The sequence below is a fragment of the Microvirga ossetica genome (assembly GCF_002741015.1).
In the GTDB taxonomy this organism is placed as follows: Bacteria; Pseudomonadota; Alphaproteobacteria; order Rhizobiales; family Beijerinckiaceae; genus Microvirga; species Microvirga ossetica.
On the sequence record NZ_CP016617.1, the window covers coordinates 613574 to 628796 of the forward strand.

13 protein-coding genes and 2 pseudogenes are annotated in these 15223 nt (G+C 60.8%); 6 read left to right on the forward strand and 9 right to left on the reverse strand.

Going from position 1 to position 15223, the window contains the following annotated elements; translation table 11 throughout:
- Window positions 1–9: 9 nt before the first annotated feature.
- On the reverse strand, window positions 10–186 hold the full coding sequence (locus tag BB934_RS30755; protein WP_099513694.1) for a Flp family type IVb pilin: 177 nt from the start codon (window positions 184–186) through the stop codon (window positions 10–12).
- 554 nt (window positions 187–740) lie between these two features.
- The gene (locus tag BB934_RS30760) at window positions 741–1316 is read right to left on the reverse strand and encodes a hypothetical protein (RefSeq protein WP_157934420.1); all 576 of its coding nucleotides are present in this window, start codon (window positions 1314–1316) and stop codon (window positions 741–743) included.
- Window positions 1317–1606: 290 nt separating this feature from the next.
- Between BB934_RS30760 and BB934_RS30765 the strand changes: the two genes are divergently transcribed.
- The gene (locus BB934_RS30765; RefSeq protein ID WP_099513681.1) at window positions 1607–2575 is read left to right on the forward strand and encodes an IS5 family transposase; all 969 of its coding nucleotides are present in this window, start codon (window positions 1607–1609) and stop codon (window positions 2573–2575) included.
- Window positions 2576–2658: 83 nt separating this feature from the next.
- On the opposite strand, the gene BB934_RS30770 is transcribed toward BB934_RS30765, so the two are convergent.
- On the reverse strand, window positions 2659–3246 hold the full coding sequence (locus BB934_RS30770) for a DUF2778 domain-containing protein (protein WP_418294787.1): 588 nt from the start codon (window positions 3244–3246) through the stop codon (window positions 2659–2661).
- A 1062-nt stretch (window positions 3247–4308) separates the two neighbouring features.
- Here BB934_RS30770 and BB934_RS30775 point away from each other — a divergent pair.
- Window positions 4309–5295 (forward strand): ABC transporter substrate-binding protein, encoded by a 987-nt coding sequence (locus BB934_RS30775; protein ID WP_099513696.1) that lies wholly within the window; start codon window positions 4309–4311, stop codon window positions 5293–5295.
- A 520-nt stretch (window positions 5296–5815) separates the two neighbouring features.
- Entirely contained in the window at window positions 5816–7480 is a 1665-nt protein-coding gene (gene treF, locus BB934_RS30780) for an alpha,alpha-trehalase TreF (protein ID WP_099513697.1), read from the forward strand.
- 229 nt (window positions 7481–7709) lie between these two features.
- On the opposite strand, the pseudogene BB934_RS30785 reads toward treF, so the two are convergent.
- Window positions 7710–7832, reverse strand: a pseudogene (locus tag BB934_RS30785) (DUF3732 domain-containing protein); the annotation flags it as partial.
- Window positions 7833–7942: 110 nt separating this feature from the next.
- Here BB934_RS30785 and BB934_RS51105 point away from each other — a divergent pair.
- The 3 genes and pseudogenes from BB934_RS51105 to BB934_RS30800 all read left to right on the forward strand — a co-directional run bounded on the left by BB934_RS51105 (window position 7943) and on the right by BB934_RS30800 (window position 9213).
- On the forward strand, window positions 7943–8182 hold the full coding sequence (locus BB934_RS51105; protein WP_099513698.1) for an IS1096 element passenger TnpR family protein: 240 nt from the start codon (window positions 7943–7945) through the stop codon (window positions 8180–8182).
- Window positions 8183–8474: 292 nt separating this feature from the next.
- Window positions 8475–8555: pseudogene (locus BB934_RS48435) on the forward strand (IS6 family transposase); the annotation flags it as partial.
- 364 nt (window positions 8556–8919) lie between these two features.
- Window positions 8920–9213 carry a hypothetical protein gene (locus BB934_RS30800; protein ID WP_099513699.1) on the forward strand — a complete coding sequence of 98 codons (294 nt, stop codon included), beginning with the start codon at window positions 8920–8922 and terminating at the stop codon, window positions 9211–9213.
- Window positions 9214–9316: 103 nt separating this feature from the next.
- Here BB934_RS30800 and BB934_RS30805 read toward each other — a convergent pair whose 3' ends face one another.
- The 5 genes from BB934_RS30805 to BB934_RS30825 form a co-directional block, all read right to left on the reverse strand.
- Window positions 9317–10885, reverse strand: a complete 1569-nt coding sequence (locus BB934_RS30805) for an ABC transporter substrate-binding protein (protein ID WP_099513700.1) — start codon at window positions 10883–10885, stop codon at window positions 9317–9319.
- Window positions 10886–11169: 284 nt separating this feature from the next.
- Entirely contained in the window at window positions 11170–12063 is an 894-nt protein-coding gene (locus BB934_RS30810) for an ABC transporter permease (protein WP_237050502.1), read from the reverse strand.
- A 38-nt stretch (window positions 12064–12101) separates the two neighbouring features.
- Window positions 12102–13028: a nickel ABC transporter permease gene (gene nikB / locus BB934_RS30815; RefSeq protein WP_099513702.1), complete on the reverse strand. Its 927-nt coding sequence runs from the start codon at window positions 13026–13028 to the stop codon at window positions 12102–12104.
- Window positions 13029–13131: 103 nt separating this feature from the next.
- Window positions 13132–14112: an ABC transporter ATP-binding protein gene (locus tag BB934_RS30820; RefSeq protein ID WP_099513703.1), complete on the reverse strand. Its 981-nt coding sequence runs from the start codon at window positions 14110–14112 to the stop codon at window positions 13132–13134.
- Window positions 14109–15098, reverse strand: a complete 990-nt coding sequence (locus tag BB934_RS30825) for an ABC transporter ATP-binding protein (RefSeq protein ID WP_173909541.1) — start codon at window positions 15096–15098, stop codon at window positions 14109–14111. The genes BB934_RS30820 and BB934_RS30825 overlap by 4 nt, the downstream gene beginning before the upstream one ends.
- Window positions 15099–15223: the final 125 nt, after the last annotated feature.

Below are 15223 nucleotides of genomic sequence, written 5' to 3' on the forward strand. Positions count from 1 at the left end.
GCGCTCATTTCACTTGCTGACGGACGCAACTCCGTCCCGGATGTTTCCGTAGAAGGACTCCAACGGGGCAGCCATCAGCGTCAACGCCACGACGATCGCAATCGAAACGATGCCCGCGACAAGCCCGTACTCGATCGCTGTTGCGCCGGTCTTGTCCTTCAGGAAACGCCTGACGAGAGACTTCATGATGTAATCCGGAAAATGGATAGCGGGTTGCGGGCTAGTGCAGGTCTTCCTTGATCAGCAAGTTTCTCTGATCGGAAGAGGTAAACCGACGTTGCCGCTTAAGGTTACTCTATTCTAGCTATCCTAAAGGATTAGGCCCTTCGGCCATCCGTCGCGCTGCTGCTCTGTTTTTCTGAGTTCGAACTCGGTTAATCTGGAAAGTCCAAATGAGAGGCTGATCTTGAACAAAATTGCATCTGACATAGGCGACATCGTATGCGTTGGAATCCACGCACTGGACATTGGTGTTCTGGCCGCAAGCTGCACAGCGAGATCAAGCACAATCACGATAGGATATTGGGCGTTGGCCGCCCTCTCGATGGTCGGGGTTGGCCTCCTCGCGAAATCCCGTCGGCCGGCCTGAACGAGAGCGGCGGCGTCCTGCCCGTTCCGACGATTCTGTGGTCATCTCCTCGTCCTCGCGCGAGGCCGCTCGGTGTTTTTCGCGATGCCGGAGCCGCAAAAATACCTCCGAGAACAGAGCATACGAGGTACTCCATCATGGGTGTCCGATCTCAGCGGCCAGAATGGAAACAAAGACCCTCGAACCCGTAGATATCCCCGAGGTTGCTATCGAGACCCTCCAGGCTAAATACCATCGCGGTGCCGCGTCGGAACGCTCGGGTCTCCGTGCCCTTGAAGAGGACAACCTCGAGGCGGGACGGAACCTTGCGGAGTAGGCCCAGCATTCCCCTCATGATGGAATCGCTGAACCCTGCCGTCTCTTTGAATTCGAAGCTCCCGTCTTCAAAAAATTGGACGGCCGGGTAGACGGGCAGCGACGGCATGCTCTGATTCCCGAACCACCCACGAACGATTGCCCGACCCTGAGATGAAACGTAGATGCTTGGATTCTTTGGAATGTTTCCAATTTGAAACCGGATGCGACGTCCACCGGGCTCGCACGCCAATATGAGCAGTCCCTGTCGGGTCGACCGGTTGCCTTTAGCCAGAGCAGTGATGTCGGTCCGCAACAGGACGAAATCGTCCGACAAACGCTCGAGCTGCCAGCCGCTCCGCCCGGCTTCGAAATTCTGCGCACATGCCTGACCTCCCGCCAGGATTCCAAGCAGGGCGAATACGATCTTCATATGTCGGCCGAATGGCAAGGGCATCTGGATAATGTTAATTTATTACGAATCTCTTCAGGCTGGCGCTGTCTTCCCGGTTCCCGAAACGAAAGTTCGACAAGCGCGAGTAGTATCACGAGTAAGCATCACCTTTGGCAAGCTGTCTCGTTAACGTGTTACCACGCCTGCGAGTGGTCGATGCAGTCATATGGGTGAGCTGTCAGCGTGGCTTTGTTGCACGAATGGGCGATTTGGCGGCCGAAGCGGGAGGGCATAAGAGGACTGCGCCCTCCTGATCTTGGACCTCTGCCGTGCCGTTCAAAGCCAATGCTGCCCGCCGTCACCATATCCCCAAGCAGCGGCACCGAGTGACGAACTGGGCCGAGGACGATGCTGCCCTGCGCCGGCGGGGAAGTCTCACCGTCTGGTTCTCTGAGGAAGCCATTGCCGCCTGGCGGGCCGAGCCGCGCACAACCCGGGGCGGTCAAGCTCACTATTCGGCTTTGGCGATCAGAACGGCGTTGACGTTGCGGGCGGTGTTCCGGCTGGCGCTCCGGCAGACCGAGGGCCTGATCGGCTCAATCCTTCAGCTACTCGGTCTGGATTTGGCAGTCCCGGATCACTCGACCCTGAGCCGCCGCGCCGAGACCCTGGACGTCCCAAAGCCATGTCCAAGCTCCAGAGGATCTGTTCATCTGCTGGTCGACAGCACGGGCCTGCGGCTGTGTGGGCCCGGCGAGTGGCTGATCGAGAAGCATGGCACCCAAAGACGCCGGTCCTGGCGGAAATTGCACATCGGCGTTGACGCTGAGACTGGAGAGATTCTCGCATCAGACCTGACCAACTGCGATGTTGACGATGGCTCGCAGGTCGAGCCGTTGCTCAACCAGATCACCGGTCCACTCGCCTCCTTCATCGGCGATGGAGCGTACGATCAAGCGGATATTTACGGCGCTGTCGCCAAGCAGCATCCTGATGCTGATGTGATCGTTCCACCCCGATCAACGGCAGTGCTGAGTGAGACGGCGGAGAGCGCTCCGACCCAGCGCGACCGACATCTCCAATGTATCGCGGAGCATGGACGCATGGGCTGGCAAAAGAGGTCCGGGTACACGCGTCGGGCTCTGGTGGAGGCCGCCATCAGCAGGCTTAAACGAGTGATTGGGAACGGCTTACGCTCGCGGACAGAACGGCGTCGCAGGACAGAGGTCGCGATCGCAGTTTACGCCTTGAACCGCATGCTCGAGCTCGGACGCCCGAGATCCGTCCGCATCACTTGAATTCGGGCTCCGGATGCATTCAATGCGTGCACAATCCGATCCATGAAACAGAGCAGCATCGATGGTCCATCTCAGGTCTTCTTCTACCTTCCGTTATCGGCATTTGCGATGCGGGGCAGGCCATCCTGCCCGCGGCCGAGCACAACGACCAGACGCTTGACCTCGCCCTTCAGGTAAGCCTGAAGAAAGCGATCGTAATCCTTGAAGGACACGCAGCCGTTTGAATCCCCGTTTGGGCCAAGCATGTAGGTATGAGCCAGCAGGCCCACGCGGCCATGGATCGCCCGGCTCCCACCCACCGGGTTCATGCGCAGGGCACGTACGCCATGGAAGGGCTTCTCGCGTTCGGTGAGATCGTAGGTGCCGGGCGGCGTCGCCCCACGCATCGACACATGCACATGGCGCGGATCGTCGAGTTTATCCCCGAGCCCGGAATGCGCCTCCAGCCTCTCGCCATTCGGCATGATGACGGCTCTCGCGCTGATGTCATAAACGGCGGTCGCAGCGTTCTCTGTCAAATTCGGAGCTGGGTTGAGGGGGGCACTCGGCGCGATATTGCCAGTTGCGCTGTCGAGCGATGCATAGCCAAGCGCGGTCGCCGGTGGGGAGGCGGCCTGACCACCAAAAAGCTTCTCCAGGAACGAGCGGTCGTCTGGCAGCGTGCTCGCCACAGCGGCACTCGTCATAGGCACAGGGGCAGCCGCGCGCGAACTCCTTGGAACCTCGGGTTGCCGAGGTGCGGGAGCGCGCAATTCGGGAGGGCGGGGCACCGGCAGAGGAACCGCTTCCGGCACCGGTTCGATGGTATCCCCCGTCACCGCTAAAATTGCAGGCGGCTGATCCGGCTCAACGGGGATCTCGGGTGATGCATCCGCGGGCAGAGCGAGCTGCGGCTTGAGACTAGTCTCGTCTGGCACGGTAAACTGGCTGAATTTCGGTGCGAGCGGAGTGTTATGCACAAAGTCAAACGTCTCAAGGCTCATCGCCGGAGCGAAACTGACGAGCGGTCGGCTATCTGTTGATGCGAAGGCGCCTATGGCGGTCTCCTGCGCGGGCGCAGGAGCGTTAGCGAGACGGGCAGAAATGACCGGCCATGCATCCTCGGAGAAAGCCAAATCGGCCAAATACGCCGCGGAACTCAGGAGAGCTGCCACCAGGGCAGCCGTCAAAAAGAGATTACGCTGGGCACGGCGGCCCGAAGGACAAGGCATCAACAGCATCAATGATCTCGAGGCAACAACTCGGGCCGCGCATGAACAGCCTCGACCCATGCGGCAGGTCGGAGGGGAGTCCTTTAATTGATCGAGGACGCCATGCGCGAAGGGCACACCCCTTCGGATCAAGAGGCGGTATGGTCAAAGTATGGCAATGACGTCCTGCGGACGCATTTGCCGTGCCAGACTATCCAAAAGATCTGGGACCAAGCCAGACTTACGGCCAAGGCGAAATGCCGAGCTTCTGAACACGCACTGTAGTGCGCGCCCGGCCGCACCAGCCCTGAAAGATCAAACCCGCCTAGCAGCCTTAGGAGGCAACGTTGGCCGCAGTTTCCCATTTTATGGAGACACGCAATTGCCATGCATGGCTGCCACGCTGTCTCCGACACTCTGTTGGTGTGCCGCAACACGTCGCGAGCATCGTCTCGTATCGGCGGGTAGGCGCAGGAACAGTTTCATGGTTGAATAAACGCTTCGGTGCGTTCACTGGGTCGCCTGCCTCCTTGGGAGGTTTGCATGAAGCGTCGCGACTTTATCCGCTGCTTGGGTACTCTCGCCCTCACGTTGGGTTCTTCGGAACTAAGGGGGCAACAATCCTCCAGGGTGTTTCGGGTCGGCACGCTCAGTCCGGGCATACCGATGACCGAGAGCGTCTATGGTCCAGCGCTGGTCCGCGGCCTCGCCCAGCATGGCTACGTGCTCGGGCGCAATCTGATCATCGAGACCCGAGCGGCCGAGGGGCAGCTCGAGCGCATACCGGCGTTAATTCAGGGTCTCATTGCCAACAGGGCCGACGTGATGGTCGTGCAGGGCTATCCGCCCGCCCTCGCGGTCAAGCAGATCGGCACCCTTCCGACGGTTGTTCTCGGCGGAACGGGCGATCCCGTTGCCACGGACCTGATCGAGAGCCTCGCCCGGCCAGGAGGCAACATCACCGGCATATCGGATGTGTCCGTCCAGCTCTCGCCGAAACGATTGGAACTTCTGAAAGAGCTGACGCCGACGCTGAAGCAGGTAGCGATGCTGTGGAACGCCAATGACTTGGGCATGACGCTCCGGGTCCGGGAGTCCGAGCAGGCTGCAAAGGCGCTCAACCTCAGCGTACAGGCCTTCGGCGTGCGTGAGCCGGACGACTTCGCGGCAGCGTTTGCCGCTATGACCCATCAGAGGCCCGACGCCATCCTCATGGTCAGTGACTCGCTCACCCTTCTGAACCGGCGCCGGGTGTTCGAGTTCTCCGCCGCTCACCGGCTGCCGGCGATCTACGAGTTTGAGTCTCTTGTCCGCGACGGCGGGCTGATGTCTTACGGACCGGACCAAAGCGGGAGTGCTGAGCGTGGGGCAGCGTTGGTGGACCGCATTCTCCGGGGCGCAAGTCCGGCCGAGTTACCGTTTGAGAACCCGACCCGCTTCACCTTCGCGATCAATTTGAAGACGGCGACGAGCCTGGGGGTCACAGTGCCGCCCGCGCTGCTGGTGCAGGCTGACGTGCTAATTGAATAAGAAATCCATGGGTCGGCCCCGTCTGATGGAAACCTTATTCATCAGCTGTCTGGCGGATTTTATTTTGTTGCTGGACAGAATTATGAAGCGGCATACGGATATTCATTGGGATGCGACAGCATTCATCTGTCCCAACGCCTAACTACACTCGGCTACTTAGGCACTATATTGATTTTAGGGATTGGCACGGGGCAGACCTTATTGAGATGTCCGCATCAGCGATGTGACCTCCCCTCAGCCGCAGGATCGTCACAGCTTGACCTGATGCGGACATGCTCCTGGCGGCAGACGCCGATCTCGCCGGGACTGGACGATGACGGTTTGGCGCACAGAGTTCCCTCTGCGCCAAACACTGCGTGCGCTTGTACTGACCGTGTCACCGTCTGATATTGTATAGCTTGCTGAAGTCTCTCGAGATTGAAGTCGGAGCCAGGAGCGCGTCGCAACACATTTCATTACCATGCATGACATGTGAGACCGTGGCCTGCACTGCAACCTAGGCGTCAAGGAGCGGCCGCTCATGAAAGTCAAGGTCATCGGCCTGATGATCGCCTTCTGCATCGCCACATCGGCGGTCGCCGAGGTCGATACCCCATCGCACCTGTTTGGTCAGTTGTTCGTGGATGTGCAGATGCAGCGTGTCTTTCCCGACGGCAAGACCTTCGTCGACGCCCTGCCGAACGATGCACCGGCCGCTATCGTGCAACGCTATGAGGAGGAGCGCGGCAAGCCTGGCTTCGACCTAACTGTATTCGTTCACCGAAACTTCACTGTGCCGCCTCCCAAGGGCAGCGCCTATCGCAGCGATCCCAACGAGGATGTGTGCCGCCACATCGACAATCTGTGGCAGGTCCTCGAACGCGGGCCCGACAGCGCGACGCTCGGCCCTTACTCTTCGCTCCTGCCTTTGCCACGGCCGTACGTCGTCCCGGGGGGACGCTTCGACGAGGTCTACTATTGGGATTCCTATTTCACCATGCTGGGGCTTGATGAAAGCGGTCGTCATGATCTCGCGGTCAGCATGGTCGAGAACTTCGTGAGCCTCGTCAACCGGTACGGACATATTCCCAATGGCAACCGGAGCTACTTCCTGAGCCGTTCGCAGCCGCCATTCTTCGCATCCATGGTGGAACTCATCGTCGCCAGAAGCCGCGATCCTGCCACGACGTATGCCGCGTTCCTGCCGGCCTTGAACAAAGAGTATGCCTTCTGGATGGAAGGCGCCGACACGCTTGAGCCTGGGACGGCGCATCGCCGGGTCGTGCGGCTAGGCGATGGCACGCTCCTGAACCGCTATTGGGATGACAGCGACAGCCCACGCGAGGAGTCCTACCGGGAGGATGTCGAAACGGCTCGCGCATCGAACCGACCAGCGGCGGAGGTTTACCGCGATCTCCGTGCTGCCGCCGAAAGCGGATGGGACTTCAGCTCGCGCTGGCTCGCCGATGGCAAGTCGCTCGCAACCATCAACACCACCGCTCTGGTGCCTGTCGATCTCAACAGCCTGCTATTCCATCTCGAGACGACCCTCGCCAAGGCCTATGCGGCATCTCGCAAGCCGGAAAGGGCCGCCGAGTTCAGGGCACGTGCAGCGCTGCGCAAGGCGGCGGTTCGGCGTTATCTCTGGGACGCTGGCGAAGGCATTTACACGGATTATCTCTGGCGCGAGGGCAAGCCGACCGGAAAGGTGACCGCTGCCAGCTTGTACCCGCTGTTCTTCGGGCTTGCCACCCAGGCTCAGGCGGATCGTGTGGCTAAGGTCGTGCGATCCCGCCTGCTGAAGCCGGGCGGCCTTGTGACCACCACGGTTCAGTCGGGTCAGCAATGGGATGCACCGAATGGCTGGGCGCCCTTGCAGTGGATCGCGATCGAGGGTCTGAATGCCTACAGCAAGAGAGCCCTTGCCCAAACGATCGCGCGGCGCTGGATCGGCAGGGTCGTCACCGCCTATCGCAACACCAGCAAGCTCATGGAAAAATACAATGTAGTGAACCCTTCGCTCGTGGCCGGCGGCGGAGAATATCCGGGCCAGGACGGTTTCGGTTGGACGAATGGCGTGGTGCGAAAATTACTTGTAATCGATGATGATCTAGCGGCGGGCACTCGCTGCGCGAGCCCGGTCGCAAACGACAATCTGCCCTCGGGCCTGCCCCGGCCCGGCAGGAGCCCGAATACCCCCCGCTAGCTCTGCTACCAGCACAGCTTCCTGACGAGCTGCGGTTCACGCTCCGGGCCAGGCGGTTCGGCTCTCGGGAATTGACGGCCCGGCCAAAGGATATCCCGCTTTCAGAAATTCGGCTTCGCCTGGGCACCCGCTTCGCTACGAGTACGATCTCAATCGTCCATGGGAGCATGAACGGGACGGTCCGGCGCTTAAAGAGTCTGCGTAGGTTGAGATGCGCCGCCACATGATAGCCCACCCAGTTTTCGCCGCTTCCCATCTGAGCTAAGGACAACGGGCCGTCTAGAGTGTCGGCGATAACGGTCAATTGCTTGAGGTCCAAGCGCAGGGGATTATCTCCGTGCTCAAGGCCCAAGCGCGTGGCGTAGGCGGTTCGGCTCCCGGAAACTGACGGCCCGGTCTCCGGAGGTACCGCTCTCCTAGCTTCGCCTCCGCCAAGGAACCCGTTTCCGCTATGAGTATGATATCACCGTTCCATGGGAACACGGGGAGCGTCTCGAGGGCCGGCATGGCACCGAGCCCGGGAGAAGTTATCCCATTTGCATGGATAGGCAGGGGGCCTGCCCGCCAGAGGATTGCGGCGGGGTGAACCGCTTTCTGGTCCGGCGTGAGGCCTCGGCCCCTCCGGAGGTCAGTCATGATTTCGCCGTCCTGGCCGATTTCGTGGATCAGCTCGCTCTGGAGCGGAGCACAGGGGATTCATGACGTTCGGGAGGCTCTGGAACGCCTTGAGGTGTGCCAAGGGTGGCAGGGCAAGCCGTTCTCCTGCAAGGACGTCAATGCTCGGCTATTCAATGCCGAGTATCTCGACCTCATGCATCAACAGTGGTGAGGCCGTAGATCCCGTTGATCTGATGACGTTGCTTGAGCCCTCCCGCAAGCGCACGGAGGGGCCCATGCAGGTCAGAATCATGCTTCAGATCGTCGGTGACGACGGTACCGTTTGCGACGCGGAGGAGGTTGCGTCTCTGACGAAGATCACCGAGGGAGCAGAGGATCCCGTGCCGAAAACAGCCATCAGCCGACCCGACGACGCGAGCGCATCATGAAGCGCTTCAAATCAACCGGGCAGGCGCAAAATCCAAGCTATATCGGGCCATTGCGGCGCCTAAGGACTGCCTATCTCCAAACAGCCGTGGGAGCACGTGATCCACCCAGCCACCTGGAAGACCGACGCAGTCTTCTGCCTACTCGACTGCCTGCCGGACGGGCCGTTCCTGCCGTCGAAAGAGATGTCGGCCTGGATCTGCTTGCCGTCGTCGGACCAGCGGTAACGCATGAGGAGGGCCTTGCCCGCGCTGATCATGATCTCGCCCAGGAATCGCTGGTCCCGAATTTCCGCTCCGGCGAGTTGACGAATCGCTGCCTGAAGGTTCGGAGCATCCCATCGACATGAGTGCTTCCGTCGGTGTCTTAGCCAAGCAGATGATTCCCTTGTCGATATGGTTTCGACCCAGGGGAGGGAGATCAAGGCTCTCCAAGCGCGCTGCCAACAGCTCGAGGAGCGTGAGCAGGCGATCATGGTCGCATTCACGACCTTCTTCCATGTTCTTGCCGCCGGGAAAGTTGCGAAGCTGGAGGATGTCTCCGCCATTCTCCGCAACATCATCGACGTGGTGCAAGACGAGGCCCACCCACAGGAGTCCATTCGATTTCTTCGACGCCTCGCCACCATGCTTAATCCCCAGCCGGGCACCGGTGCGGCCGAGTTGCAAACCCACGATCCCGCTCAATAGAGATGCCGAACCGCCACGCGGGATGCGCGCCTCTGAGGAGTCCGAGGCGCGCATCCCGGCGCGGTTTTCTCACGACGGGAGGCCGGATGCCGGCCGGAAGCGACTATTTCACACCCTTGAGAACAAGGTTGAGATAGACACGCCCGTCCGGGCGAGGAGCGAAGTCGAGACGGTCCGATACGCCATAGAGGTTCGGCTCGGTGAAGAGCCAGACCACGGGAGCCTGCTGCGCCGCATAGGCTTCAGCCTCGTAGCACATCTTCTGCCACTTCGACGCGTCGAACTCCTGGGTGAAGGCGCGGAAAAGCTCTTCGAATTTCTCGTCCGACCAACTCATCCGATTCGAGCCGGAGTCCTTCTGAACCAGCAGGAGGTCGCCTTGGCAGGTATAGTCCGGCCCGGAAGAGCTGTTCATTAGGTCCCTGTAACCGGCCCCCTGCTTGGCGCGCAATTGTGCATTGATGGCGGAGTCGATCACGCGCAGATCCTTGATCTCGATGCCAACCTCCTTCCAGTAGTCGGCTGCAACCTGGGCGATCTCCTTGTCCATAAGGTAGGACCCGTTGGTGGTGTCCATGTCCAATGCGAGACGATCGCCGTTCTTGGCCCGAATGCCGTCCCTGCCGGCGACCCAGCCGGCCTCGTCCAGAAGCTGCTTGGCCTTGGCAGGATCATAGGGAAACGGCTTGAGTTCAGGGTTGTTATAAGGTTCGTTGACCAGATCGATCCGGCACTTGGCCATCCCGCCCAAGAGCGAGGCCGCAATTTCCTCGCAGTTGATCGCGTAGTTCATCGCCTGCCGGACCCGAGCATCGGCAAGCGCCGGATGACGGCCTTGTTTGATGGCGATGAAGAGGCGGCGATAGCTCGGAGCATCCACCACCTTCACGCCGGCCGTGCTTTCCAGGTTCTGCTTCAGGTCGGCAGGCACGCCCGTAATGAGGTCCGCGGAACCGGCCTTCAGCTCGCTGATGCGCGTTGCCACCTCGGGGACCGCCTTGACAATCACGTCGTCGACGGGAGGCTTCCCAAGCCGATATTGGTCGAAAGCCTTCAGCACCAGACCTTCGCCGGCCTTGTAGGACATGAATTTGTACCCGCCTGCGCCCACCGGGGCGAAGACGACCTTCTCCGGCGGGTTCTCGGTATAGTACTTGGGCGGCAGGATCGAAACCTCGGGATTGACCAGATGGGCCGTGATAATCGGATCCGGTTGGCGCATCACGAACCGCACGGTGTAATCGTCGATCTTCTCGACCCTGTCGTATTTCAGGGCGCCCAGCGCAAAGGTAAGGTCGCCCTTGCCCGCAGCGAACAGTTTCTTGGCGCGATCGAACGTGAACACCACCGCGTCGGCGTTGATCGGCTCGCCGTTCTGGAAGGTCAACCCTCGCCTGATCTTGATGTCCCAGTTCAGGGGGTCGACGTTGGCGATGGACTCTGCGATGGCCGGAACGACTTTGCCCTCGTTGTCCAATCGGAACAGGCCCTCATGGATCGACAGGACGACGTTTGCGTCCGACTGGGTGAACATTGGGTCGAGGCTCACGGGCTCGGCGTTCTGAAGAACCACAACGGGCTTTGCCGCTGCCCATGACGGCGATCCGGCCGCGGCGGCCGAGAGAAGTCCTAAGGCAATCATCGATCTCTGGATGAAACGGTTGGCCTTCACGTCGAAGATCCTCCACTTGGTTGCTGCGCAAGGCAGAACCGCTGACGTCAGCGGTTCTGCCTCGATGCGTGACGGGCACTAGGTTGGTCGGTTCGCCGAGCGTCGCGCGGACGCTCGCTCGCGGTGATCCGCAACGATGTCGGGCAGGCTGGCCGGCATGCTCAGAAGTTGCGCCAAGGGACCTGGACTCCCGGTTCGTTGGACGGGTGACAGGGCAGTGTTCAGTCAAGGCAGGTGCTTGTCAATCATTCCTATCGAGCGCTCCTGCGCCAGAGGAGCCAAGCCTAGAGTATGTTTTTCAGGCGGGGGTCGAGATAGTCGCGAAGCCAGTCGCCCAGGATGTTGATCGACAAGACCGTGAGCGAAATCGCTACGCCGGGAGGTATGGTGAGCCATTCGGCAACCCCGATATATTGGCGTCCATCGGCCAGCATGGTGCCCCAGCTTGGAATCGAAGGCGGGACGCCGACGCCCAGGAAGCTGAGCGACGCCTCGGCCACGATGTTGCTTGCAACCGAGAAGCTCGCGATCACGATGATCGGGCTCCAGATGTTCGGAAGGATGTGCTGGAACAGAATGCGCCAGCGCTTCTCGCCAGTGGCCCTCGCGGCCAGCACGAACTCCTCCTCCTTGATCGATAGAACCTGGCCCCGGACGATGCGCCCGTATTGCACCCAGCCGGTCAGTCCGAGCACCAGGATTAGCTTGTCGAGCCCACTTCCGAGCACCGCCATGATCGCGAGCGCAAGTAGAATGGTCGGGAACGACAGCTGAATGTCGGCGATGCGCATGATGACATCGTCGATGAGGCCGCCGAAAAACCCCGAAGCCAAGCCGAGAAGCAGCCCGATCGTGCCTGAAATCAGCACGGCCGAGAGCCCTACGATGAGCGAGACCCGCGCCCCATAGATCACCCGGCTGAGCACGTCTCGGCCGAGGGTATCGGTGCCCAACCAGAAGGTGACCCCGCTCGCATTGACGTAGCCGGGCGGCTTGAGGCGCTGGACGAGCCGGATTCCATAAGGATCGTTGGGCGCGATCCAGGCGGCGGTCACGGCCGCAAGGACCACGAGCAGGAAAACGAACGCGCTCGCGAGCGCCGCTTTGCTGCGGAGCAGGCGCACGAAGAAATGGCTCTTGGCTCTGACCGACGTCGCAGCGGCGAACTCGCTATGCACTGGTTGTGCCTCTGGTGTTGAAACGTGGCCGTTCGGGTTCATTCGCCAAATCGGATGCGTGGGTCGACCCAGACATAGACGAGGTCGATGATGAGGTTCACGGAGGCGAAGATCAGCGCCAGCATGATGACCCCTGCCTGGACGACGTAAAAATCCTTCGAGCCGATTGCGGCGATGATCTCGCGGCCGACGCCCGGCCAACCGAAGATCGTTTCGATGATGACCGAACCGCCGAGCAGGAAGCCGACCTCGAGGCCGATCGCCGTGACGAGCGGCAGCAGGGAATTCCGAAACACATGGACATAGACCACGCGGCTTTCCGAAATGCCTTTCGCACGGGCTGTTCGAACGAAATCGCGCTGCATGAGATCCAGCATCGACGAGCGCGTCAGGCGCATGTTTCGCGCAATCGGGAAGGCCGCGAGAGCAATGCCAGGCATGACGAGATGTTGCCATGTGCCGCTGCCCGAAACCGGAAGCCACTTGAGGTACACGCCGAAGAACAGGATTAGCAGAATGCCGAGCCAGAAGCTTGGGATCGACTGCCCGATGAGCGCCACCACCGAAACGAGATGATCGATCGGCGTTTGGGCCTTTGTTGCCGAGAGAACGCCTAGGGGAATCGACACCACGAGCGAGAGCACGAAGGCAAAAGCCGCAAGCTGGATCGTTGCAGGAAGACGTTCGACGATCACCTCATAGGCAGGCTTGTGCCGTATGAAGGATTCGCCGAAGTCGCCCTGCAAGGCCTTGGTGACAAAGTCCGCGTACTGCACGTACCAGGGCCGGTCGAACCCCATCTTCGCCCGGAACTCGTCGATTTGCTGGACGGTCATCCGGTCGGCCCCGTCGCCGAGAATGACCTCAGCCGGGTCGCCGGTGAGAAACATCATTCCGAAGGCGACGATGCTGACGCCGAACACGACGATGACCGACTGCAGCACACGGCGGATGATGTACCGCATTTCTAGCTGGCCCTTGTCTTCAAAAGCGTGGATGCGGGCCAGCCTTGGCCCGACGCGATGGGCGCATGGCGGTGGAAATGGCGCAATCTCGGCATCGGTTACCTCACACCAGGTGACAAGCCGCCCAATGACCCGGCTCAACCTGCCGGAACTTGGGCTCAACCCGACGACACACCTCCTGAGCCAGCGGGCAGCGGGTGCTGAAGTTGCATCCGGACGGCGGGTTGGCCGGGCTTGGAAGATCGCCGCGGAGGATGATGCGCTGCCGCTGACGCTCAAGCGGCGGATCGGGGATCGGGATCGCCGACAACAATGCCCTGGTATAGGGGTGAAGAGGGTTTTCGTAGAGCTCCGCACTCGTCGTGAGCTCCATCAGCTTGCCGAGATACATCACGGCAATCCGCGTTGAGATGTACCGCACCATGCTTAAATCATGGGCGATGAACAGGTAGGTGAGCTGCAACTCCTCGCGCAACTCCTCGAGCAAGTTGACGATCTGGGCCTGAATGGAAACGTCCAGAGCCGAAATGGGCTCGTCGCAGACGATGAAGTCCGGGGACGTGGCGAGCGCTCGGGCAATCCCGATCCGCTGACGCTGACCCCCGGAGAACTCGTGAGGGTATCGATCCCGAAGGGACGGGTTCAGGCCAACCTTAGTCATGAGGTCAGTGACGCGGCGCCTTTCCTCGGCTTTGTTGGCCGCCATGCCGTGAACGCGCAAGGGGCGAGCAACGATCTCGCTGACCCGCATGTTCGGATTCAAGGACGCATAAGGGTCCTGGAAGATCATCTGCATATGCCGCCGAGACCGACGCAACTCCGGCGCACTCTGCCGCGCGAGGTCGGAACCTCGAAAGATCACCTCCCCGCCTGTGGGCCGATAGAGCTGCAGGATCGCGCGTCCGGCAGTGCTCTTGCCGCAGCCGCTTTCCCCGACGAGCCCGAGGGTTTCACCCTTTCGGATCTCGAGGGAGATACCGTCGACGGCCTTGATGTAACCGGTGGTCCGGTTGAGGAATGAGCCCGCCCGCGTCGGGAAGTACATCTTCAGCTGGTTTACCTGAACTAAAGCGTTCTCGTTCATGGCGTCACCTGTGGTTTGAGCAGGTGGTTCCAGCACGCAACCGCATGCTTCGGGCCGACTTCTGCCAAGGGCGGATTGTGGATGCGACACCCGTCCGTCGCGTATGCGCAGCGGGGTACGAACGGGCAGCCCAGCAGCGGAGCGGTAAGGTTGGGCGGAAGGCCCTTGATGGCCTCAAGCTTCGTTCTGACCTTGGAGTCCAGCCGCGGCAGGGAGTTGAGAAGTCCGCGTGTATAGGGATGAGCGGGGCGGGCATAGAGCTCGTCCACGGGCGCCTGCTCGACGATATAGCCCGCGTACATGACGGCGACGCGGTCGGCCAGGCGCGCCACCACGCCGAGATCATGGGAGATCCAAATGATCGCCGTTCCCAATTCCGCCTGCAGTTGCTTCACCAACTCCACGATCTGGGCTTGGATCGTTACGTCCAGCGCGGTGGTGGGCTCGTCCGCGATGATGAGTTCCGGCGAGCAGGACAGCGCCATAGCGATCATCACCCGCTGACGCATGCCGCCAGAGAATTGGTGCGGATAGTCGTTGAGCCGTGACGCCGGGTTGGGAATTCCGACCAGGCTCAGAAGCTCGACCGTACGCGTGCGGGCCTGTCGCCGCGTCATGCCCCCATGAGCCGTAAGACTCTCTGCAATCTGGGCGCCGATTCTCATGACCGGGTTGAGCGACGTCATGGGGTCCTGGAACACAAAGGCGATCTCATTTCCCCGAACGCCCCTGAGCGCCTTCGGGCTCATGGAGAGCAGGTCTGTTCCTTTGAAGGAAATCTGTCCGCCAACGATCCTGCCAGGAGGGGACGGGACGAGCTGGAGGATCGACAGGACTCCGACCGTCTTACCGCTGCCGCTTTCACCCACGATGGCCAGGCATTCCCCTCTATCCACCGAGTACGAAATCCCGTTGACCGCGTTCACCACGCCGTCGACCGTGAAGAACTTGGTTTGCAGATCTTTTACTTCGAGCAGCATCGTCACCGGGCCTCCCCGGCAGAAAGCCATGTGCGACAGCCCTCGCGCGGCCTTGAAAGCGCTCCTCCGGCATGGGAGCAGGAGCAATGCCCCGGGCTCCCGGTCATCGGCTCTGGTTTCGAGCAATCCAT

What these genes read in the sequence shown, in the direction of transcription:
- BB934_RS30800 (WP_099513699.1), top strand. Translation starts at nt 8,920, where the DNA reads ATGGTTTCGACCCAGGGGAGGGAGATCAAGGCTCTCCAAGCGCGCTGC.
- BB934_RS30755 (WP_099513694.1), bottom strand. Translation starts at nt 186, where the DNA reads ATGAAGTCTCTCGTCAGGCGTTTCCTGAAGGACAAGACCGGCGCAACA.
- BB934_RS30820 (WP_099513703.1), bottom strand. Translation starts at nt 14,112, where the DNA reads ATGAACGAGAACGCTTTAGTTCAGGTAAACCAGCTGAAGATGTACTTC.
- nikB (WP_099513702.1), bottom strand. Translation starts at nt 13,028, where the DNA reads ATGCGGTACATCATCCGCCGTGTGCTGCAGTCGGTCATCGTCGTGTTC.
- BB934_RS30775 (WP_099513696.1), top strand. Translation starts at nt 4,309, where the DNA reads ATGAAGCGTCGCGACTTTATCCGCTGCTTGGGTACTCTCGCCCTCACG.
- BB934_RS30760 (WP_157934420.1), bottom strand. Translation starts at nt 1,316, where the DNA reads ATGAAGATCGTATTCGCCCTGCTTGGAATCCTGGCGGGAGGTCAGGCA.
- treF (WP_099513697.1), top strand. Translation starts at nt 5,816, where the DNA reads ATGAAAGTCAAGGTCATCGGCCTGATGATCGCCTTCTGCATCGCCACA.